Origin of the sequence: Niastella koreensis GR20-10, from assembly GCF_000246855.1 — a bacterium.
In the GTDB taxonomy this organism is placed as follows: Bacteria; Bacteroidota; Bacteroidia; order Chitinophagales; family Chitinophagaceae; genus Niastella; species Niastella koreensis.
Map to the genome: position 1 here is coordinate 8,832,421 of NC_016609.1, position 21,473 is coordinate 8,853,893.

Sequence of the window (21,473 nt, forward strand, 5' to 3'; positions counted from 1 at the left end):
TAGTGAATTTAGAATTTAGGAACCCTTTCACGTTTGACGTTTCACGATTAAGCAAGTTATAATGAATTACGCAACTTACATACCGTTTATTCCATTATTACCATTAGCTGGTTTTATCGTTCTTGGTTTATTCGGACAAAAATATTTTGCCAAAACAGCAGGGATCCTGGGTACGCTCATCTTATTAGCAGTTACGGTACTGGCCTTCTGCACGGCTTATCAATATTTCTTTGTAACGGAATGGAAGTATGGTGTTTATCAGACAATTGAACCTTTGAAATATACCTGGTTACAGTTTTCACCAGGTATGTCAATAGATATGGGCATATTGCTAGACCCGGCTTCGGTGATGATGCTGGTAGTAGTGACTTTTGTTTCCCTGATGGTGCATGTGTTTAGTTTGGGGTATATGAAAGGAGAGGAGCGGTTTGCCATTTATTATGCTTTCCTGGGGTTGTTTACATTTTCCATGCTGGGACTGGTGCTCTCCACCAATATTTTCCAGATCTATATTTTCTGGGAGCTGGTGGGTGTGTCTTCTTTTCTGTTGATCGGTTTTTATTACGACAGACCTGCTGCCGTAGCGGCGGCAAAAAAAGCATTTATCGTTACACGTTTTGCCGATCTGGGTTTTTTGATCGGTATCCTGATACTCGCATTCTATAGTGGCACACTTGATTTTGGTACATTGATCCAACGATTAACAGATCCCCATTCGACACAATTGGGGCAAATTGGCGGAACTGATTTCTTAGGCGTATCCATCTTAAGTTGGGCGTTGGCGCTGGTGTTTATTGGTGGGGCCGGTAAATCGGCCATGTTCCCGTTGCATATCTGGTTGCCCGACGCCATGGAAGGTCCAACCCCTGTATCGGCATTGATCCATGCGGCAACCATGGTGGTGGCCGGTGTATACCTGGTAGCGCGGTTATATCCTGTGTACCTGATAGACGGGACCGTTTTACGACAAATAACCTGGGTGGGCGCCATCTCAGCTTTTCTGGCGGCCCTCATTGCCTGCACACAAACCGATATTAAACGCGTGCTGGCGTATTCAACCATTTCACAGATCGGGTATATGTTATTTGCGCTGGGGGTACCAGCATATGGTTTTGCTATGAGCAGCGGCTACACTGCCTCGCTCTTTCATTTATTCACGCATGCATTTTTTAAATCCCTGTTGTTCCTGGGCGCAGGAGCCGTGATCCATTTTGTGCATACCAACGAAATGAGCAACATGGGTGGGTTGCGGAAATTGATGCCGCTGACGCATCTTACCTTTTTAATTGCCTGTCTCGCCATTGCCGGGATCCCGCCTTTTGCCGGCTTTTTTAGTAAAGAAGAAATCCTGATGACGGCCTGGCAGCATAATAAAATGATTTATTATGTGGCGTTACTCACCTCGGGCATTACGGCCTTTTATATGTTCCGGCTGTACTTCAGTATTTTCTGGAATAAAACAAGTGTACAGGACCATCATCATGGTGAAGGCAGCTGGAATATGAAGCTGCCCTTGTTGTTACTGGCGTTGGCTGCGGTTGGCGTTGGATTTATTCCTTTTGCTCATTATGTATCTATTAATGGGGGAGATGAGGTGTCAATCCCTGTAAGTTTCTCCATAGCACCGGTGCTTCTGGCCATTGCCGGTATCGGGCTGGCGTATGTACTTTACTATAAGGAAAACGAACGGCCACAAAAACTGGCGGCTGCATTGGGGGGAATATATAAAACCGTTAAGCAGAAATTCTATTTTGATGAAGGGTACCTGTTCGTTACCAAAAAGATCATCTTCAATGGCATTGCAAAACCGGCTGCCTGGATTGATAAATACCTTGTTGACGGAACGATAAATGGCCTGGGTTGGGTAACCACCCGCTTTTCGGCCAGCATAAAAGCCTTGCAATCAGGCAGGATCCAGGGCTATTTAATATACTTTTTTGGAGGGATAATAGCATTGGCCGCAATATTTATTTATTGGTGGAAGTGAGGTTTGTTACCAGTTACAAGTTACCTGTTGCCGGGAGAACCTGAAACCTGGAACCCGGAACTTGCTAGTTTATGATACGAAAAACTTCAAATTAAACGAATGTCACTATCAATTCTAATTATACTACCGCTCCTTACTACCATTGCGCTCTTGTTATGTAATGGGTTGAAACCAGTGCGCCTGGTAGCGTTAAGCGGATCGGTAATACAACTGGTTGTTGCAATTGCGTTGTTGTTTGCCTGCTGGCAGCAACGGAGTGCAGGTAATAGGGCGGCTATGTTGTTTGAGGAGGACTATGTTTGGTTCAGGATCCTGAATATTCATTATCATATTGGGGTAGATGGCATCTCCATTGCCATGATCCTGTTGACTGCTTTTGTTACGGTGGCGGGAATGTTGGTTTCATGGAGAATGGAAAAGCTGAATAAGGAGTTTTTCTTTCTGCTGGTATTGTTAAGCCTGGGCGCTTATGGCTTTTTCATTTCACTCGATCTGTTTACGTTGTTCTTCTTCCTGGAGGTGGCCGTTATTCCCAAGTTCCTGTTGATCGGCATTTGGGGAAGTGGTAAAAAAGAATACAGCGCTATGAAGCTTGCCCTGATGTTAATGGGCGGCAGTGCCCTGGTATTTGTTGGCCTGGCTGGCATTTATTTTAACACCCATACTACCGGTGGTGCGCATACATTCGATCTGTTGCAGATCGCGCAAATGCATATTCCCGTGGAGGTGCAAAAAATCTTCTTTCCTTTTGCATTTATTGGCTTTGGCATTTTCACCGCCTTGTTTCCCTTTCATACCTGGGTGCCCGATGGACACTCTTCTGCGCCTACGGCTGCGTCGATGTTCCTGGCCGGCATCTCTATGAAACTGGGTGGTTATGGCTGTTTGCGCATAGCGCTGTTAATGCCTGAGGCTGCTCAATATTATTCGTGGATCATTATTTTGCTGGCAACCATTGCCATTATCTATGGTGCATTCGCTACCATGATGCAAACCGATCTCAAATACATCAATGCCTATTCCTCCGTTAGCCATTGTGGTTTTGTATTGCTGGGTATTGGCATGTATACCAAAACAGCCATCATGGGTGCGGTTATGCAAATGGTATCGCATGGGTTAATGACTGCGCTTTTCTTTGCTGCTATTGGTATGTTATATGATAGAACGCATACACGGCAGGTAGCACAACTGGGCGGATTGTTAAAAGTAATGCCCTTTGTGGCTTCGGTGTTTGTTATTGCCGGTTTATGTTCATTGGGATTGCCGGGCCTTAGCGGGTTTGCTGCTGAAGTAACCGTTTTTATGGGCGCCTGGGAGCGGGCCGATACCCTCTATCGAATTGCCACTATGCTGGCCTGTGCCAGTATTGTAGTGACAGCTGTCTATATCTTACAAGCCATGGGCAAAGTGATTATGGGGCCGTTACAGGTGGAAGGCGACGCTAATACGATCACCCTCACCGATGCCGGCTGGAACGAGAAGCTGGCTGCAGCCCTCCTGATAATTGGCATTGTGGCCATTGGGATGGCGCCTTTCTGGTTAACTGCGTTGATAAATCAATAAATAATTATGACCAACTTCTTTATACTCATGAAACAGGAACTGATCATTACAGTGATCATCTTTACCTTGTTGTTGTTGAAGATTGGGATGAACCTCTCAAATGAAACCTTCATGAATCTTACCAACGGGTTGCTGTTGTTGAACCTGGTGGTTGGTTTTGTAGGTAACAGGTCGGGCATGTTGTTCGATGGAATGTTCCTTACCAATCCGCTGATAGTACTGGAAAAAAATATTTTAAGTCTGGGTACACTGATCGTTTCCCTGCAATCGGCCGACTGGTTAAAAAAGCACGATCATACACCCGAGTTTTATATTTTGTTGTTGTGTACACTTTTGGGGATGTTTTTTATGATCTCAGCCAACAACCTGTTGATGTTTTATGTGGGGCTGGAACTGTCGGGCATCCCCATTGCCGCCATGGCTAATTTTGATCTGGCAAAGAAAAAGTCATCAGAGGCTGCCATGAAGTTTATTATCTCATCTGCATTTGCATCGGGATTGTTATTGTTTGGCATCTCCCTGTTATATGGGGCAACTGGCACCTTGTCGTTTAACGAGCTGTCATTAAACATAACCGGCGCCCCATTGCAAATATTTGCCTTTGTATTATTGCTGGCCGGTTTTGGTTTTAAGATTTCGGTGGCGCCCTTCCATCTGTGGACGGCCGATGTGTATGAGGGCGCTCCGGTAGCAGTCACCTCCTGGTTATCGGTCATTTCAAAAGGATCGGTGTTGTTTGTGTTTGTTGCTTTTTTAAATACCGTGTTCCGGTCACAAACTGCCACCTGGTATAATATGTTGTTTGTGTTATCGGTGCTCACTATTTTGATCGGCAACCTGTTTGCCATCAGGCAAAATAACATCAAACGATTCCTCGCATTTTCTTCCATTGCTCAAATTGGTTTCATCCTGGTAGGTATAACCGGTAGTCCACATTTTGCCATTGCGTCGGTAGTATATTTTGTGTTGGTGTATGTTTTCAGTAACCTGGCCGCTTTTGGCGTGGTGGCATTGGTAAGTGCTGTAACGGGCCGGGAGCAGGTGAGCGATTATAAAGGATTCTATAAAACCAATCCAGTATTGTCGTGGGTACTTACGATTGCTTTGTTTTCACTGGCGGGGGTACCGCCTACTGCGGGGTTCTTTGGGAAATTTTTCCTGTTGTTATCTGGCGCCGGAAAAGGTAATTATATCCTGATTACCATTGCGGCCCTGAACATGATCCTTTCGTTTTATTATTACCTGCGCATAGTGAAAGCGATCTTTATGGATGCCAATGAGCAGCCTATTGAACGATTATCTATACCCGCGTACCCCAAACTGGCGATGATCATTTGTGTAACCGGCATTATAGTAACCGGGTTGACCGGTTATATATATGACTATATTTATTCATTGACCTGGAGATTTTAAGCTACCTGTATGGCTATAAATAAAAATCATGAATTTGAGGACCTCGATGGCGTTAAATGCGCCATTGTAGAAAAGAATGCAACCCAACAGCGGGTGGACTTTTTAAAGCCTTTACTGGAGTTTAATAAGTATACTGTAATAGTGGTGGCATCTCCGCCGCCAAAGGCTGCTGCGCCTGCAGCTGTTGTTAATGCTGAAACAACCGTTGAGCCTGCACCACCACCGCCTGCATCTTATACCATTGGCGTAACTGATGTTACCTTTAACGTTACCAATGCCATCTTTGGCCGGTTGCTAAAAACACGCGGCGGGCAGGTTGTTACACTGGCTTACTGGCAGCAAAAGGAAACGGTAAGCAGAGATACAATACCATATTTTGCAAAGAAATAAAAAAGCCCCGATAGCTTCAGCTCATCGGGGCTTTTTATATACATTGATCTCTTAAAGTGACTCAATAGACACTGTGGTAGATCTTGCTTTTTTGTTGTATTCAGACACCATGATATGGCCTTCCTTGGCAGGAAATACATAAGTAAGTGTACCGCCTTCTTTATGTGGGATGGTACGTACTACCTTCTTTCCGTTCAGGCTGTAAATAAAGATATTATTCTTGTCATTGATGATCAGGTGCGTATTTTTCTTTTCCTGGTCTACTGCATAATAGTAGCTTCTTTGGTCGAATGCCCAGCCATAAGAGGAACGGTAAAAACCGCCATGATCGGCATCTATTGAACTTTCCTGAGACAATACGCCTTTGGGATTTTGTTTAACCAATACCGTATTTCTTACTTTAAATTTAGTATAACCTGCACTGGCAATAAATATAGGAGGCCAAAACAGGGGAATTGTAAGGACGGAACTGATTATAGAACCTATTTTGGTTCTTTTAATATAGGAGCTGCCATAGAAATAGGTATTACCCTGAAAATCTTTGAAAGCGCCTTTATATTTTGTGTAAGTGTCACTCTCCAGGTTTCTGCCTCTTTTGTTAAACAGCGATTGCGATCCATCGTTCCAGTAAGAATAAACCTCGCTTACATCGCTCTTCTTGGGGCCGTTAAAATTTACAGTATAGATACCTGCCATGGAGCCTTTTGCAAAATCCTTTGGGTTGTTACCGCCGCCTCTCTCTTCATCAACAATGAAACCGCTTGCAAAAACATTTCCTGTAGAAGGATCATTTCCAAATGTATGCAGGGTTAAATAATTTCCTTTTTTGTCTTTGAAAAGATACTTGAAGGTATAGGAAGGATCTGCAGCGTGGTATCCCAATACTTCATAGTTAGCGTCGTTCTTTTGATTTTTAAGAAGCACATAAATGTATTGACCGTTAGTCAACAGGGTTTGAAGGCTAAAGTTGCTTTCGCCCTCAACTATCTTTGTAAATAATTCGGTACCTGAGGTATTATAAGCAACAACCCGGTTGGTGCTTTCATCCCCATACAATAAGGCAAACCCTTTTCCCTGTATGTTGTGAAGCATTACCGATTGTTTCAGGCTGCCGGCGCCTATAAATGTTTTAGTGGCAATCTTACCTGAAAAAGGCGAAGGAGTTACCTTAACACTGACATCATTTGATTTTATGATTTTCCCATCGAGACTCAGGAATTGAGTCATGATAGAAGACTTCTCATTGTCCTGGGCATCCTTGTATTCTTTCTTGTTAGGAAATTCATAGAAGTAAAAATTACTCTTGAAGTAAGCCAGGCATAATACGTCCTGTTCAAAACTTACATCATACAAAAAGAGTTTATTTTCCTTGAATTTAACCACACCAATATCGTTCAGGTTCTCATCCATAATGGTGATCTTATAATTGAACGAGTCGGCGCTTGCTTTTTCAAGCTGGGTAAACACCACGTAACCTACCAGGGAGTTATCCTGGTAAATGGCTTTTACCTGTGATTGAATGTCTTCCCCAACTTCCTGGAAGACCTTTTTCTGTGCATGGGCTACACAAATGGTTAATAGCAGCAGAATTGCTGATAGTGCTTTTTTCATTGCTTGATTATATAAGGGTTTTCGAGTTTGATTATTTGGTAAACATCTGGGCAAATTCGCAGTACATGCTGGTTTCATTACCGGTGGTAAATTCTTTCGCAGCTCTTGTCTTGTTTTTATCTGAATTATCAGGGTCCAGTGCGAGTGTCGACATCAGCGTTTTCATTGCTTTCTCACTGGCTGGCATATGGCTCCAGAAGCCCGCCCCCTGCAGTGTTTTACAATATTGCTCCAGCTGTTCCCGTGGTATTTGCTCCAGCAGGGTTTGCAGCTCATAGTAGTCTTTGGAGGTTAATTCTTTTTGTACGACCCCAATGGCATTGAACCGGTGCATTTCGCGATCGGCAAAGTACAAACCGGTAATGATGTTGTACAGCATAAAGTCGTACCACTCATCGGTGTTCCCTCTATCCTTTTCGAGCAGAATGCGGAATAAACAGGGTGTTAAGCTCATGTTGGAATACATGTTCCAGATAAGCATTTTCTGTGCTTTATCGTGTATGCCGGAAGGGATGCTTGTATATTTAGCGCCGCTGGCAGTAAGGCTTTTGGTCTTATTATAACGCTCCACACAATCGGGATGGGTTTTTAATGAATCCTCCACACCGGTGGTATCTTTAAAACTATAAGCTTTTGTAGAAAGCCCTTTTGACCGTCTTTTTGTCCAGCTGTCTTCAAAAGGAAGGCTATACGCTGTAAAATAGTTTTTGATCGGCGTTTTTAAGTGTTGCTGGTAAATGATGTCAGAGCTGTCCAGGCGGAGAAAGTAATCTGCATTGAAGGCAATATTGCTTTTTTTCAACAGTACAATGGCCATTGAATCGGCTTCACTTTCGTGGTAACGCTGGTGTTTGCTTCTGCTGAAAGAATAGGTTTCGATCACTTTTTTCAAACGTGATAACCTTTCATATTTTGAATCAAGAACGGCATTCAGGTTCTTTTCATATTCGTCTGAAGTAAGCCATTCTGCCCGTTGTTTCATGGCATTGTCGGGATGCGACATAATATTATGCGACAGCTCGTGGGCGATCACCAGCGCCAATTCCTCTTTTGTTTGAGAAAAGGCAACTATCCCCAGGTTAACAACGATCACATTCTTCCCAAGGGCGTAAGCATTTACCGATGAGCTTCTATCGATCAGCAACAGTGGCTTTTCGGGTATCGTTTGTTTATTGGCTTTTACCAGCTCGGTGATGAGGCCATCTACATAATCATACACCTCACCATCATGGATAAAGTTATCTCCATCGATGGCGCCGGTGAGGAAGTCGGTGCGGTCGTCCCAGATCTCCTTATATTTCTTCTGGGTTTTCTTTTCACTGTACAAAGCGGGGCATACCCAGGCTTTTGAGAGGGAGTCCTTCTGTTTTTTGTAATAAAAATGGGAAAGGTCCTGGAAACTGTAAAGGGATTTGTTCTGGGCAATAGATTGCAGGGAAATAATAGCCAGAAAAGCAGTTATTAAGGGTTTTACAAGGGACATGAGGTACGATTTTTACTAATCCTATATTACGCAAATTTACTAATAAAATAAGATTTAAATATAATTTTTGCTAATGGATCTTAATGAAAAAAGGCAGAAAGCCTGAAAGATCAACTTTCAACCCTTTCTGCCTTTTATAAGATTAATAACTACTTTCCCTGCCTTTTATTGCACTTTTTTATACTTTTCCTCGATGGTCAGGTTTCCATCAGTATCCGATTTAACGGTCAGCCAGCTTTTTACATCTTCCAGCTTGATATGATATTCAAGCTGGGACGCGCCGGTTTCCATGAGGATGGAAACTTCTGTCACACCAAAGATATTCTTGTTAGGATAGGCTTCTTTTACTTTAGAACGGATCACAAATGGTAAGCTCTGTTCAAAGTAATACCGCGTAAACTCGGTTGCTTTACCATCTTTCAGGTATACAACACGTGAACGAATACCATCTGCAACAAAATTTACCACCCAGGCTTTAGGCATTTCATACCAATGAACCTGTTCGGCTTTTGGAAAACTTGAAGAGAAAACTTTGATCAGATTCTCATCTGGATCACGGGCAAATAAACTAAAACTGAGAAGCAGGGATGAAAGAATGAAAATGAACTTTTTCATGGCTAAAACTTTTTAAACTTGAATAAATCGGGTGTAAAGGTAAATGGTCTTCGGACTATTAGGGTGTCCGGTTTTTAGATTGCAGGTAGTCCGGTTTAATGGGGCAACAGTAAATTATCTTAGTGTTATCCCATTCAGTAAACATGAAGACAAAGTTGATACAATCGATCAACAGGAAATTGTATAAATCGGCACAATAACGGAGAACGGTAAATATTATTTTGAGCGGATGGTTTTTGTTAATAAGTCAACCGCCTGCTCGGCTTCTGCTTCATTCATCCAGCCAAAGCCCATGCGGGTTGCATTCAAAGTGGCAGAAGAAGTATTATGTATTAAACCATTCGAGAGAATGAGGCCCTGGGGCTTTAATTTTTCACTGAGGGGAGGCAGGGGTACTGATTTATGGAATTTTGCCCAAATGGCCAGTCCGCCATCAGGTATTTTAAAATCGATAATATCTGATAAGGAGTCCTGCAATAAACCGCAGATGAAATCCCGCCGTTTGTGATAGGCCAGCACTGCTTTTTTCATATGGCGTTTAATATGGCCTTCTTCAAACATCTCAATTAGCGCCAGTTCCATAATAGGATCACCCTGGCAATCAACCAGCTGCCGCACCCGGGACAGTTCAGTAATAAGGTTTTGCGGCGCAACTATATAGCCGGTACGAATAGCCGGGGCCACGGTTTTACTAAGTGTTCCAATGTATACCACCATGCCCTTGTTATCTGCACTCACCAGCGGTAATAACGGACTGCTTAAATAATGGAAGTCGTAGTCGTAATCATCTTCAATAATGATAAAGCCATACTTCTCGGCCAGTGATAATAATTTGATCCGGCGGGCGGCCGACAGGGTTACCGTAGTAGGGTAGTGGTGGTGCGAGGTGATAAACAAAGCCTTGATCTTTTTACGGCTGCAAAGCTTTTCAATAGCGTCTACATCAATACCGCACTCGTCCACTTTTACCCGGGCGAGTTGCACCCCGGCCATCAGGAAAGTATGATCGGCATAGTAATAGTTGGTATCACCTACAATAACTGTATCTCCTTTTGAAAACAAAACGAGCGTCAGTAAATACAGCGCCATCTGACTGCCCCTTGTTACCAGGATGTTTTCAAAGGTTGTTTGGAGGCCCCTGCTGGCATTGAGGTAATCTGATAATACTGTTCTGAACTTTTGTACGCCTGCTGTTTCCACGTACGACATAAACTTTAGATAGGTATGTCTCGACAATACGCTTTTATAAGCCCGGCCCAGTTCATCGGAAGGAATTAACCGCATATCGGGACCATCGTGAAAACCTATAATGTGCCGCAATGGAGGCACCGGGGTACGAACAGCGTTGTTTATTTTAACAGCATAACCGGTAGTAGTGGGAAAAGAATTTGGTTTTTGATTCCTGGTTAAACGCCGTGCATTTGTTTCGGGCAGTTCTTTGCTGGTGAAGGTTCCTTTTGAGGGATGCATTTCTATCCAGCCCTGTGCATCGAGTTCTTCATAAGCCCGTACGATCGTTTTACGATGTACTTCCAGGATCTCGGCCATCTGGCGGGTACCGGGTAGTTTTATGCCGGGACCAACGCGGCCCATTCTCATTTCCTGAATAACGGAATTGGCTATTTGCAGATATACCGGCGTTTCGCAGTCTTTTTGAAACTGGATGATCGTTTTCCATGGAAGCATAAGTGGACTACCTGGTAGGTTTAATTTGACTACTAAGATAGTCCATTTTGGAGGACCGTTTTATATTTTTACTTCCATTCTTTTTTGGGTGGCGGCTGCCTTATAGATAGCCTCAATGATCACCATATCGCGGCGGCCCAATTCGCCGGATACACCGGATGGCCGGTTGGTTAATATACAATTGGCAAAATCGTCCATTTGCAGGGCTTGCTGATTGGGAGGTGTAAAGCTTAACGGGCCGCGACTGGTTTCCACTACCATGCCGCGATAGGTAAATGCATGTTCTTTGAATTCGATCCAGCCATTAGGCGCTTCTGCCCTGAACTTGTCGGCGCTGTGCTGATAACTGGTTTGGGCCGTACATATGGCATTGCCGGAAAATTCCATAGTCCAGCTGATGCCTTCTTCCACATCGGTAAAGAGCTCAGGTTTTGTCTTTACAAATTCTTTGGCGGTTACTGCAATAGGCGCCGCACCATTGGCTGCCATACAGGCGCCATGCACCAGGTAAATACCCAGGTCCATCAATGGGCCGCCGCCCGCCAGTTTTTTATCGGCCCGCCATACTTTATTTTGCATAATGAAACCCCGGTCGCCGGTCATATTGGTAAAAGGGCCAAAATCTTTTTCTTTCGCCAAACGCATAAGTTCCTGGTGGTAAGGATCAAAATGCAGGCGGTAACCAACAGACAATTTAACTTTTGCCGCTTTGCAGGCAGCAATCATCTGGTCACACTCAGCCACGGTATTGGCCATTGGTTTTTCGCAAATAATATGTTTGCCGGCTTTGGTGGCAGCTATGACATGTTCCGCATGCAGGCCGTTGGGCGTAACCACGTACACAATGTCGATGTCTTTATTATCTGCCATCTGCGCCATGGTATCGTAGCTATAGATATTCTTTACCGGGAATCCATAATCCTTGGCCCACTGTTCTCCTTTTTCTTTTGAACCGGTTACCACGCCGGCCAGTTTGCACCATTTAGTCTGCTTCAGGGCCGGCCCCAGTTCACGGGTGCTGTATCGGCCTAATCCAACCAGGGCAACACCCAACACGCGATCGGGGCGGTTATTACTGGCATACAAGTCCAGCGGACCAGTCATCAGAATGGAGGCAGTGCCAATTGATAATTGTTCCAAAAAGGAGCGGCGGCTAATGGAGGATTTTTTCATATTTCAATTTACTCAATACTCTCATAGCTAATTCAACGCCAATAGCTGTTTATAACCGGATATTGGCTGGTATGATTTTTAGATCATTGTTTATAAATTTTTATTATGCGTGATTGGCTTAGAGATTTGATCGCCGGGTATGCCGCATGGAAATGGGGTGGTGGCTGTTTAGGGACAATCATTGTCTTCATGCTGGTTTATTGGTTGTTACGGGGCTGCTGATTTGCCACAGGTTACTTGTTACATGGAAACGAACAACAATCCTGGAACCTGAAACCTGTAACTGGCGACCGGTAACCGGTAACGGTTATTAGGTCAATACAATCTGTCATTTATATGGATTTTACCTAAATCCATGAGTTTTCCCGACTTTTATGGTCGTATGAAACGAGTGCTACTGCATAGCGCCTTCTGGCTCATCTACCTGCTGCAGGATACTGTGCTGGAATTTGTTTGGGTAGGCCCCGCTTTAAAGAACATCCCGGAAAATGTACAGTTCTGGATGGCGTTTAAAGCTGCTATTGCCGCCTGGATTCCCAAACTGGTATTTACCTATTTTATATTATATGTTACTATTCCCGAATTTGTAAAGGGGTCCAGGAAGCTGTTCTGGACTGTCTTACAGGCAACAGGCGCCATTGTAGTAACTATCATCGGGTACCGGCTGGTTTTCGTGTATTGCATTAACCCGGTCATTTATGGGGGAATGTTAACGGCAAGACCTGTGTTTCACCTGCTTAGTATTTTGCTGGCGGTGATGGATATTGGCTTTGTATGCGGGGTTGCTTTTACTTTAAAATTATTGCGTATTCAATTAACTGTCCGCGAGCGGGAGAAAAACCTCGTCAGGGAAAAGCTGGAGGCGGAATTGAAATTCCTGCGCCATCAAACCAACCCGCATTTCTTGTTTAATACATTGAATAATATTTATGCATTGGCCCGTAAGCGGTCTGAACATACAGCAGAAGTGGTAATGCGGTTATCGAAGCTGTTGCGTTTTATGCTGTACGAATCAAAAAGCGATCTTATTACGGTGGCAGACGAGCTTAAAATACTGGATGATTATATTGAGCTGGAGAAAATGCGGTACGACCGGTTGACCATTCACTTTCAGCGCGACATTGATGATAGCTCACGAAAGATAGCCCCGTTGTTGTTATTACCATTTGTAGAAAATGCGTTCAAACACGGGGCCAGTGAAAGCAGGTTCGATTCATTTATCCGCATCCGGGTGCAATTGCAAAAGGGGCTGCTTACTTTTAAAATAGAGAACACCAAAGAGAATCATACTTATGAGGAGATCAGGGATAATATCGGGTTACGCAACGTGCGAAGGCAATTGGAACTGATGTACCGGGAATATGATCTGCAATTACAAAACGACCCGCAGGTTTTCTCGGTAAAGTTGTATATAAATTTAACCAGCTATGCACAGGTATAATTGTATCATTGTTGAGGACGAGCCCCTGGCGGCGGAAGTGATCAAAGATTATATTGAGCAGGTGCCTTTTCTGCAATTAAAAGGCATTTGCACCGATGCGTTGTATGCTATGGACCTCTTACAAAAAGAATACATTGACCTGGTGTTCCTGGATATTCACCTGCCTAAATTAAAAGGGTTGGATTTTATAAAAGCCCTCAAAAAGCCACCACAGATTATTATCACCTCTGCCTACCAGGAGTACGCGCTGCAGGGCTACGAGTTGAATGTGGTGGATTACCTGCTAAAACCGATCGAATTCAACCGGTTTTTAATGGCCGTTAATAAATTGAAAGAACGGGGTAATGGAGATGCGTTACCTGTTTTACCAGCAGCTGCAACGGAAAGAGCGGCCCTGTTTTTTAACGTAAGCAAAAAGCGGGTGAAAATATATATCGATGAGATCCTTTTTATTGAAAGTTTGAAAGAATACATTCGCATTACTACAAAAGAGAAATCCATTCTCACCAAATTTCAGCTGGGGCAAATTGAAGAAATGCTGGCAAAGAACGGCTTTCTGCGGGTGCATCGCTCCTTCCTGGTAGCTAAAAGCAAGATCGATGCATTTTCGGCTACCGATGTGGAAATTAACGGAGAACAAATTCCTATAGGAAGAAGCTACAAAGATGTTGTGATGTCGATATTGGAAAGTTGATGCTGGTGGAATATAGGGAATTGTTACAGGTTGCAGGTTACATGGAATACAGAAACCTATAATCCAGACCCTGGACCCTGTAACCTGGAACTTGCAGCCTGAAACTTGTAACCTGTAACTGCTATTCGTAGGTCGAAAGCTGCTTTTGGTTGAATATTCAACTTTCCCATGAAACAGATACATAATTTCAACCCATGACAACCTTTCAACCCGTTTCGCAACCACAACCATCTGCCACCAAACCATTGTTGAAAACAATAGCCTGGGTAGGGCTACTGGCCGGAAGCCTGGATATTTTATCTGCCTTTGTGCAGGCCTATCTTGCACGTGAAATAAGTCCGGTGATCGTGTTGCAATATGTTGCAAGCGGTGCGGTTGGTAAGGCTGCCTTTGCAGGCGGATGGCAAATGGCATTATTGGGGCTGTTGTTTCATTTTATTATAGCCTACAGCTTCACCGCTTTATTTTTTGTTATCTATCCTTCCATAAAATTCTTCTCCAAAAATATAGTACTAACGGCCATTATATATGGCATCTTTATCTATATAGCCATGGATCTGGTGGTGCTTCGTTTTACAAGGGTGCCACCAATTACTTTTCATTTATACAAAGCGCTGATCGCAACCGCGATCCTGATCGTAGCCATCGGGCTGCCATGTGCATATTTCGCCCGGAGGTTTTACCGGAATTAATTCTCCGGCGTTCTGAAAACGCAGAGTACCGGAATGCGCGCATGGTTAATAATGCGCTGGGAAAGAGGTCCGATAAAGGATTGCTTGGTGGCTACATCAACAGTAGAGGAAACAATAAGCAGGTCAGCTTTGGATTTATCGGCTTTGTCCAGCACTTCTTCCCCAATATTTCTTCCATGATTTTGGCTTACGTCATACCGGGACTGGTTCCAGAACTTTTTCAATTCGTCGCCAATTTCTGTAACCTGTTTCAGATCCTGTTCTTTTCTATCGATGGAAATACCAAATAATTCAAAGTTGCTGTGGGGGTGAATTTTTAAAACCAGGTTACTGATGAACTGGTATTTTTTTAAAGCGCCCAGCGCTGGCCGTAAGGGGAAGAGCACGGTGTTGAAGGTGTGCCAGCGTTTACCTTCCGGTACTATAAGTACCGGGCAGCTGGCATTCTTAATAGTGAAATAAGAGTTGGAGCCAATAAAAAAGTCCCGGTGACCCGATGCGCCATAGGCGCCCATCACAATAAGATCGGGTTTTATATCAAATGCCAGTCTTACAATGGTGTGCCCAATAAAACCTTCTTTAAATAAGACAGTTGTGGGAATTCCATGTCTTTGCCTTATGTTATCGGCAATGGCATGGCCAATCTGGCTGGCGTTTTTAATGGTATACGTTTCCTCCGGAAGATATCCTGCATCATCGATATGTAATAAAATCAAAGACGCATTATTTCTCTTTGCAATCACAATGGCGGTTTCCAGTGCATTGAACGATGCCTCGCTATAGTCTGTAGGAACAAGAATATTTGTCATTATTGAGGCCGGGTTTTGATCAATATTTTTTTCGCGGGATGGCGGCCGTTTTTGTGGTATCGATCAAGCGGGTCAGTTCAATAACCACTCCTCTCAATGAGTCGTTTTGCAAGATCAGGTCCCTGTTCTCTCCTTTGTAATCAATGGTTTGTTTGAACAGGAAACTGCTTACAACAACTAGGATTATAATAAACGCGAGCAGAAATCTGTATACTGATCGTTTTATTTTCATTGCGCCAACTCTTTCCCGGGCAATTTATTACCTGATAATTATGGTGCAATTAATTATATGTTAGAAGTTTATTAGAATTTCGCAGTGGGTATAGTTACTTCAAATTCTGTGCCCTGGCCTGGTGTGGAAGAAACCGTGATATTGCCTTTATGCAGCTTTATAATGCGATAAGCCAATGACAAACCCAGTCCAAACCCGCTTTGCTGTGCAGTGGTGTTTACCCGGTAAAATGGCTGAAAGATATATTTTAGTTCTGGTTCAGGAATGCCCATCCCTTTATCACTGATAGCGATGGTAATTGTTTCATCTTCTGCCTGCAGTTTTATGGAGGCTTTGTGATCTTCAGAATATTTGCAGGCGTTAGAAACTATATTCCTGATGGCCGTAGATAATAACTCCGCATTGCCAAAGACGATTAATTTCTGTTCTTCGGCAGGCATATCATCAAAAGACAGGATAACCAGATAGTCAGGATTGCTTTTCTTCATTGCTGCCGGCAACCCCATTAATATTTCATCCATGCGTACAGGCATGATGTTCAGTCCACCCGGGTCGCCCGAGGCCTGTGCAAATTCCAGCAGGGTCTGCGTTAGTTTGCTCAAATGACGTACGTCCTGGTAAACCGATTCCATTACAACCCGGTATTGCTGCGCTTCCCGGTTCTTTTGCAAAGACACTTCCAGCTGGCTGCTGATAGCCGTTAATGGGGTAGAAAGCTCATGCGAGGCATTGGAAACAAAACGGCGCTGGGTCTCAAAACTATCCTGTAACCGGTTCAATAACTGGTTAAGGGTTTCCGACAGGTAATGCCATTCATCATTTACCGTGGTATTGGTGTTGATACGGCGTGCAAAGTTCCGGGCGGAAATTTCATTGATATCATCGGCTATTTGTTTGATGGGTTGCAATAAACGGCCGGAAAAGAAATACCCGCCAACAAATGCGATGATGATGCCAGCAAAAAAGCTGAACCGCAGGATGTTGGATAAAGTCCTGATATTGGCCTGCCCATCCTTATCATAGGCCGCGGTGATCACCACAATGCGGGTGGTGGCATTGGTATAATGATAAGCCACTGCTTCCTTATTCCCGATCTTGAAAAAGATGGTGCCTTTAACGCGGGCATCGTCAAGGATGGCCGTATCAACTGTCAGGGTATCGGAAGGGGCATCGCTATAGCTGTAGATTTTATCGTTGCGGTAATCGTATGCCTGAAAGGTTTGGTCTTTAAGGTTGTTGGACGTGGAAGAATCAATTTTATGAATAAGGGCCCTGTCAAACACCTGCGACTGTTTCAATAGCCGGGCAAGGGTGATGGCGCGGTTGGTCAATCGCGTTTTAATGTTATTGGAGCGTACGGTAGATGAATAATAATAAACGGTTGCACATACCGTTGCCAGGATCACAAAAACAATAAGACAGAATAATAATGTTATGCGCAGTCTGACAGGCATCAGCGTTCGTTTTCCTTTAAAATATACCCCATGCCAACGTGTGTTTGTATCAGCTTTCGTTCGTACGGCTTATCTATTTTATTGCGAAGATAACTGATGTATACGTCAATAATATTGGTGTTGGTGTCAAAATCAATGTCCCACACATTTACCGCAATAGACGCTCTTGACACTACCTTGTTCTTGTTCTGAAGCAGGTACTCCAGCAATTGAAACTCTTTGGCGGTAAGGTTAATGACATCGTTACCCCGCCGCACTTCCTTACTGTCAAGGTTCATACTAAGATCGGCCGCTTTTAAGATATTACCTACCGGCACGTTCTGGTTCATGGTGCGTTTCAGCAGTACCCTTATTTTCACCAGCAGTTCCTTAAACTCAAAGGGCTTTACTATGTAATCGTCGGTGCCGGCATCGTAGCCTTCTATCTTGTCATTCAGGGTGCTTAAGGAGGTAAGCATAATTATGGGGATGTGCGTATTACGCGCCCGGATGATCCTGGCCAGCTCATACCCATTTATCCCCGGCAGGTTGATGTCAAGGATCACCAGGTTAAAATCATGCATAAAAAATAACCGCTCCCCGATTTTACCATCATATGCCACCTCCACGTGATAACCATTTTCACTAAGGCCCACGTTCAGGGTGTCGGCAATTTTTTGTTCGTCTTCAACAACCAGTATTTTCGTTTCTTCCATAACCTATAATAGCAGTGTGCAATTCACGCAACGTGCAATCTAAGTTACAAATTCAAAAATTATCAATTATTACAGCAGAAAATTGGCGAAATCAACGGGTTCTAATCCACTTCTAATTTGGAATTAAGCGGAGCCTAATTTACCTGAAATAAGTTTGGCAAATAAGTTCAAAAAAGGAGTAAAGCAATGCTGATGAAAAAAGGAGTTTCTTTGTTTCTATGCGCTATAACCTCATTGGTTGCCGTATCGCAAAATATTCAGGATGCAAAAAAGTTCATTTATTATGAACGGTATAAAACCGCTGAAGACCAGCTGCAACAGGTTGTAAAAACCGACCCGGCGAATGGGGAAGGCTGGTACCTGTTGTCAAAAGCTTATTTAAGTTCAAACGATCCTGCGCCTTTACAAAACCTGCTTTCCCAGGCGCCGGCCTCTCTTAAGGAAGAGCCTTATTTCCAGGTTGCTTATGGCAGTTACCTGCTGAATAAAGGGAATAAAGACAGCGCAAAATATTATTTTGACCGGGCGTTGGATAAGACCCGGGAAAAGAATGCCGATATTTTATCTGCCATTGCCAATGCTCATATCGTTGCCAAAACCGGCGACGCCAATTATGCCGTGGAGCTTCTAAACAAAGCCGTAAACCGTGAAAAGAAAGATCCGGCCCTTTTTACCATGTTAGGCGATGCACAACGCAAACAGGGCAATGGCTCAGATGCCTATAAATCTTATGTCATGGCATTGGATAAAGATGGCAAACATGCGGCAGCCCTGTACCGCATGGGTAAGATCTTTGTTTCCCAGAAGAATCCCGAAATGTATTTAAAGTATTTTAACCAGGCGCTGGAAGCAGATAGCAATTTTGCACCTGCCGTGTACGAACTGTATTATCACTATTATTTCACCGAGCCTCAAAAGGCCATGGAATATTTTAAACAGTACGTTGCCAAAAGCGATCCCAATAAAACCAACGACGTGCTGTACACCGATCTGTTGTACCTGAATAAACAATACCAGGACGCCATTACCAATGCCCAACGGCTGTTGGGCAGTAACAACAATGCCGATTCAATGCCCCGCCTGTATAAGCTAATGGCCTACAGTTACCTGGGTTTGAAAGATTCTGCCAATGCCATGACGAGTATGAGCCGGTATTTTTCAAAAGAAGTGGATACCAATATGGTGGCAAAGGATTACGAAGTAATGGCCGGTCTGTATTCCGGCGTACCTGGAAAAGAAGATTCAGCCATTGCCTATTATCTGAAAACTGCAGACATGGCAAAAGACCAGGCTGAGAAATTCCATTTTTATAAAAAACTGTCTGAATTGTATAAAGACCAGAAAGACTATTTGAACCAGGGTAAATGGTTGGGCATGTATTATACCAACAACCCCAAGGCAACCAATATCGATCTGTTCAACTGGGGTATTGCCAATTTCAAAGCAGAAGCATATGACCAGGCGGATACCGTGTTTGGCGCCTACATTCAAAAATACCCCGACCAGGCTTTTGGTTATTACTGGCGTGCCCGGGTAAATTCATTGAGTGATTCAACCATGGAAAAGGGATCAGCTATTCCCTGGTATAACAAATTGATCTCTATGATTGAAACCGACACAAACAATAAAACAAATAAGAAGTGGCTGGTAGAAGCTTATGGTTACCTGGCTGCTTACCAAACCAACCAGGTAAAAGATTATAAGTCAGCAACAGAGAATTTGAAAAAGATCCTGACCGTAGATCCGGAGAATAAGGATGCAAAACAATACATCTCGGTTCTTGAGAAAAAGATCGCAGCTGATAACAGTAACAGCACTACAGGAACCAGCAAATAGGACGGGAATGATTTGGTGACTCCTGTTGTAAACGGTCTTTTTTTACAGGTGATAGGTGAGTTGCTTTTAATTGGGCGGCTCACCGTTTTTATTGTAAGGTGAAGGTTGGGGCTTTCAGCGCAATTGTCGCATTTATACACGATTTGATTTAGATTATTTTTTCCAAAGCAATGTTGGATGGAATGTTTGCTCAATCGTCATTTGCTTGAAGAATTGCAACGCGTTTCTAAAATCTTTCGTTAAAACAGTTAATTTTTTTTGAGTATTGCATAACAATAATTTTTTATTTCAATAATTATTTTAAATTTGAATACCCAAATACATTAACCCCTCATCCCTTTCTTGTATAAACCTACTTTTCCTTCAACCAATCGTTTCAACCAGAGGTACATACATCCTGATTCCCCCCGATCAATACAATTTTAGTAGTTATTAATTAGCCCCCACCCTAATTCGTATATCCTGTACATTTATATTGCTGCAAATGAATTTGTGGCCCTTACCTTGTCTGTCCATACATTATTTAGTTTTACCCATTTTTAGAATTATGGTTCACACCAGCCAATGTGTGTGCCTGTAAATATTATTTTATATATGCTATATAACCTATGAGAACGCCAAATATATAATAGTAGTAGCAATGTGCATCCTGTATTGGTTAAGGTCAGCTTTATAATCTGTAGATCCCTTATCTGTAGTCATTGCCAATATATGGCTACGTGAATAACCACAGCTGAACTTATTATATGAAAAACCAGACCCCGGCGGTTCCGTCGGGGTTTTATTTTTATCGTTGTATTATTGTTTATATAGCGTTCGTGTTGCAAATTTTGCGGGAATTTGCCATTAATGTGACTAAAAAAGCATAAAACCGCTACTTGCATACCCAATCACTTTAGTTTTTGTGCAAATTATTTGCAATTATTTTTTGCAAATTTGGAGGATAGGTCTAAATTAGTGGAAGTAATTCTAACTAAGTCTTTCACCATTACTAACACTTAAAAAGGGAATTGCACATGATTACTGAACGCAGAAATGCATTGAAAAAACTGTTTGCCTCCGTAGCCGGGACAATAGGCCTGGGATTGTTCGCAAAGGCTGAAACCTCATCCGGCAGATCCAATGAAAAAGAAGTGTTTAATGTAGTAAAAGATGATCAGGATGTACCGCTTTTCTCAGGGTCTACTAAATTCAATAATATGATCTTCATCGCAGGCAAGGGCGCGCATTTTGCCGGCGACATCAAGGCACATACCGATCATGTGTTGAAAGAACTGGAAAAAGAATTACAGGCTGCCGGTTCTTCCATGGAAAAAGTGTTGAAAGTGAATGTATATCTGAATGATATCAAAGATTACAAAGATATGAACGAAGTATATAAAGGCCGTTTTGGAAGCAAGCCTCCGGTTCGCACTACTGTGGCCGTTGCCATGGGTGGTGTGCCGGGTGATTCGTTAGTTGAAATTGATTGTATTGCCTATGTATAAACCGTAACAACATTCCGGTTAAGGTTCGATTAGTCTCTACCGCAGTGTCGCAGTTCTTATTCTCTTATCGCTCCGTCACTGCGGTTCTCAATGTGCGCTATCCTTTAAGGCCCGTTTTATCATTGCCCTGTTGAAACAGGTACTGACCCAATCAAACAGATTCCATCATCGCTCCGTCCGATCCGACTCCCCGGGCGGACAGTAACTACAAT

18 protein-coding genes are annotated in these 21,473 nt (G+C 43.2%); 9 read left to right on the forward strand and 9 right to left on the reverse strand.

The genetic code is table 11. The features are described from left to right. Window positions 1–61: 61 nt before the first annotated feature. The 4 genes from nuoL to NIAKO_RS35540 all read left to right on the forward strand — a co-directional run bounded on the left by nuoL (window position 62) and on the right by NIAKO_RS35540 (window position 5,353). On the forward strand, window positions 62–1,987 hold the full coding sequence (nuoL, locus tag NIAKO_RS35525; protein ID WP_014223346.1) for an NADH-quinone oxidoreductase subunit L: 1,926 nt from the start codon (window positions 62–64) through the stop codon (window positions 1,985–1,987). 99 nt (window positions 1,988–2,086) lie between these two features. After that, window positions 2,087–3,550, forward strand: a complete 1,464-nt coding sequence (locus NIAKO_RS35530; RefSeq protein ID WP_014223347.1) for a complex I subunit 4 family protein — start codon at window positions 2,087–2,089, stop codon at window positions 3,548–3,550. 6 nt (window positions 3,551–3,556) lie between these two features. After that, window positions 3,557–4,963: an NADH-quinone oxidoreductase subunit N gene (locus tag NIAKO_RS35535; protein WP_014223348.1), complete on the forward strand. Its 1,407-nt coding sequence runs from the start codon at window positions 3,557–3,559 to the stop codon at window positions 4,961–4,963. 9 nt (window positions 4,964–4,972) lie between these two features. Next, window positions 4,973–5,353 carry a hypothetical protein gene (locus NIAKO_RS35540; RefSeq protein ID WP_014223349.1) on the forward strand — a complete coding sequence of 127 codons (381 nt, stop codon included), beginning with the start codon at window positions 4,973–4,975 and terminating at the stop codon, window positions 5,351–5,353. A 51-nt stretch (window positions 5,354–5,404) separates the two neighbouring features. Here NIAKO_RS35540 and NIAKO_RS35545 read toward each other — a convergent pair whose 3' ends face one another. The 5 genes from NIAKO_RS35545 to NIAKO_RS35565 all read right to left on the reverse strand — a co-directional run bounded on the left by NIAKO_RS35545 (window position 5,405) and on the right by NIAKO_RS35565 (window position 11,921). Continuing rightward, on the reverse strand, window positions 5,405–6,964 hold the full coding sequence (locus NIAKO_RS35545; RefSeq protein ID WP_014223350.1) for a hypothetical protein: 1,560 nt from the start codon (window positions 6,962–6,964) through the stop codon (window positions 5,405–5,407). Between the two features lie 31 nt (window positions 6,965–6,995). Continuing rightward, the gene (locus NIAKO_RS35550; RefSeq protein ID WP_014223351.1) at window positions 6,996–8,447 is read right to left on the reverse strand and encodes a M48 family metalloprotease; all 1,452 of its coding nucleotides are present in this window, start codon (window positions 8,445–8,447) and stop codon (window positions 6,996–6,998) included. A gap of 165 nt (window positions 8,448–8,612) precedes the next feature. Further along, window positions 8,613–9,062 (reverse strand): zinc ABC transporter substrate-binding protein, encoded by a 450-nt coding sequence (locus NIAKO_RS35555; protein WP_014223352.1) that lies wholly within the window; start codon window positions 9,060–9,062, stop codon window positions 8,613–8,615. Window positions 9,063–9,278: 216 nt separating this feature from the next. Beyond that, the gene (locus NIAKO_RS35560; protein WP_014223354.1) at window positions 9,279–10,748 is read right to left on the reverse strand and encodes an aminotransferase-like domain-containing protein; all 1,470 of its coding nucleotides are present in this window, start codon (window positions 10,746–10,748) and stop codon (window positions 9,279–9,281) included. A 60-nt stretch (window positions 10,749–10,808) separates the two neighbouring features. Then, window positions 10,809–11,921 carry a Gfo/Idh/MocA family protein gene (locus NIAKO_RS35565; RefSeq protein ID WP_014223355.1) on the reverse strand — a complete coding sequence of 371 codons (1,113 nt, stop codon included), beginning with the start codon at window positions 11,919–11,921 and terminating at the stop codon, window positions 10,809–10,811. 382 nt (window positions 11,922–12,303) lie between these two features. Between NIAKO_RS35565 and NIAKO_RS37525 the strand changes: the two genes are divergently transcribed. The 3 genes from NIAKO_RS37525 to NIAKO_RS35580 all read left to right on the forward strand — a co-directional run bounded on the left by NIAKO_RS37525 (window position 12,304) and on the right by NIAKO_RS35580 (window position 14,748). After that, on the forward strand, window positions 12,304–13,362 hold the full coding sequence (locus tag NIAKO_RS37525; protein ID WP_165761222.1) for a sensor histidine kinase: 1,059 nt from the start codon (window positions 12,304–12,306) through the stop codon (window positions 13,360–13,362). Further along, the gene (locus NIAKO_RS35575) at window positions 13,349–14,056 is read left to right on the forward strand and encodes a LytR/AlgR family response regulator transcription factor (protein WP_014223358.1); all 708 of its coding nucleotides are present in this window, start codon (window positions 13,349–13,351) and stop codon (window positions 14,054–14,056) included. Before NIAKO_RS37525 ends, NIAKO_RS35575 begins: the two co-directional genes overlap by 14 nt. Window positions 14,057–14,250: 194 nt before the next feature. Beyond that, window positions 14,251–14,748, forward strand: coding sequence for a hypothetical protein (locus NIAKO_RS35580; RefSeq protein WP_014223359.1), 498 nt, complete (start codon window positions 14,251–14,253; stop codon window positions 14,746–14,748). Here the strand turns inward: NIAKO_RS35580 and NIAKO_RS35585 are convergent. The 4 genes from NIAKO_RS35585 to NIAKO_RS35600 all read right to left on the reverse strand — a co-directional run bounded on the left by NIAKO_RS35585 (window position 14,745) and on the right by NIAKO_RS35600 (window position 17,938). Further along, complete coding sequence (locus tag NIAKO_RS35585; protein ID WP_014223360.1) at window positions 14,745–15,557, reverse strand: universal stress protein; 813 nt, start codon at window positions 15,555–15,557, stop codon at window positions 14,745–14,747. The genes NIAKO_RS35580 and NIAKO_RS35585 overlap by 4 nt on opposite strands. A 19-nt stretch (window positions 15,558–15,576) precedes the next feature. Continuing rightward, on the reverse strand, window positions 15,577–15,789 hold the full coding sequence (locus tag NIAKO_RS35590) for a hypothetical protein (protein WP_014223361.1): 213 nt from the start codon (window positions 15,787–15,789) through the stop codon (window positions 15,577–15,579). 71 nt (window positions 15,790–15,860) lie between these two features. After that, window positions 15,861–17,243, reverse strand: coding sequence for a HAMP domain-containing sensor histidine kinase (locus tag NIAKO_RS35595; protein ID WP_014223362.1), 1,383 nt, complete (start codon window positions 17,241–17,243; stop codon window positions 15,861–15,863). After that, window positions 17,243–17,938 (reverse strand): response regulator transcription factor, encoded by a 696-nt coding sequence (locus tag NIAKO_RS35600; protein WP_014223363.1) that lies wholly within the window; start codon window positions 17,936–17,938, stop codon window positions 17,243–17,245. Before NIAKO_RS35600 ends, NIAKO_RS35595 begins: the two co-directional genes overlap by 1 nt. 192 nt (window positions 17,939–18,130) lie before the next feature. Between NIAKO_RS35600 and NIAKO_RS35605 the strand changes: the two genes are divergently transcribed. Further along, the gene (locus NIAKO_RS35605; protein WP_014223364.1) at window positions 18,131–19,774 is read left to right on the forward strand and encodes a tetratricopeptide repeat protein; all 1,644 of its coding nucleotides are present in this window, start codon (window positions 18,131–18,133) and stop codon (window positions 19,772–19,774) included. Window positions 19,775–20,790: 1,016 nt separating this feature from the next. Then, complete coding sequence (locus tag NIAKO_RS35610; RefSeq protein ID WP_014223366.1) at window positions 20,791–21,261, forward strand: RidA family protein; 471 nt, start codon at window positions 20,791–20,793, stop codon at window positions 21,259–21,261. Window positions 21,262–21,473: the final 212 nt, after the last annotated feature.

Coding starts and splice junctions, on each gene's coding strand:
- nuoL (WP_014223346.1), top strand. CDS start 62: ATGAATTACGCAACTTACATACCGTTTATTCCATTATTACCATTAGCT.
- NIAKO_RS35540 (WP_014223349.1), top strand. CDS start 4,973: ATGGCTATAAATAAAAATCATGAATTTGAGGACCTCGATGGCGTTAAA.
- NIAKO_RS35550 (WP_014223351.1), bottom strand. CDS start 8,447: ATGTCCCTTGTAAAACCCTTAATAACTGCTTTTCTGGCTATTATTTCC.
- NIAKO_RS35575 (WP_014223358.1), top strand. CDS start 13,349: ATGCACAGGTATAATTGTATCATTGTTGAGGACGAGCCCCTGGCGGCG.
- NIAKO_RS35595 (WP_014223362.1), bottom strand. CDS start 17,243: ATGCCTGTCAGACTGCGCATAACATTATTATTCTGTCTTATTGTTTTT.
- NIAKO_RS35590 (WP_014223361.1), bottom strand. CDS start 15,789: ATGAAAATAAAACGATCAGTATACAGATTTCTGCTCGCGTTTATTATA.
- NIAKO_RS35535 (WP_014223348.1), top strand. CDS start 3,557: ATGACCAACTTCTTTATACTCATGAAACAGGAACTGATCATTACAGTG.
- NIAKO_RS35580 (WP_014223359.1), top strand. CDS start 14,251: ATGACAACCTTTCAACCCGTTTCGCAACCACAACCATCTGCCACCAAA.
- NIAKO_RS35545 (WP_014223350.1), bottom strand. CDS start 6,964: ATGAAAAAAGCACTATCAGCAATTCTGCTGCTATTAACCATTTGTGTA.
- NIAKO_RS37525 (WP_165761222.1), top strand. CDS start 12,304: ATGAAACGAGTGCTACTGCATAGCGCCTTCTGGCTCATCTACCTGCTG.
- NIAKO_RS35610 (WP_014223366.1), top strand. CDS start 20,791: ATGATTACTGAACGCAGAAATGCATTGAAAAAACTGTTTGCCTCCGTA.
- NIAKO_RS35605 (WP_014223364.1), top strand. CDS start 18,131: ATGAAAAAAGGAGTTTCTTTGTTTCTATGCGCTATAACCTCATTGGTT.
- NIAKO_RS35585 (WP_014223360.1), bottom strand. CDS start 15,557: ATGACAAATATTCTTGTTCCTACAGACTATAGCGAGGCATCGTTCAAT.
- NIAKO_RS35530 (WP_014223347.1), top strand. CDS start 2,087: ATGTCACTATCAATTCTAATTATACTACCGCTCCTTACTACCATTGCG.
- NIAKO_RS35565 (WP_014223355.1), bottom strand. CDS start 11,921: ATGAAAAAATCCTCCATTAGCCGCCGCTCCTTTTTGGAACAATTATCA.
- NIAKO_RS35600 (WP_014223363.1), bottom strand. CDS start 17,938: ATGGAAGAAACGAAAATACTGGTTGTTGAAGACGAACAAAAAATTGCC.
- NIAKO_RS35555 (WP_014223352.1), bottom strand. CDS start 9,062: ATGAAAAAGTTCATTTTCATTCTTTCATCCCTGCTTCTCAGTTTTAGT.
- NIAKO_RS35560 (WP_014223354.1), bottom strand. CDS start 10,748: ATGCTTCCATGGAAAACGATCATCCAGTTTCAAAAAGACTGCGAAACG.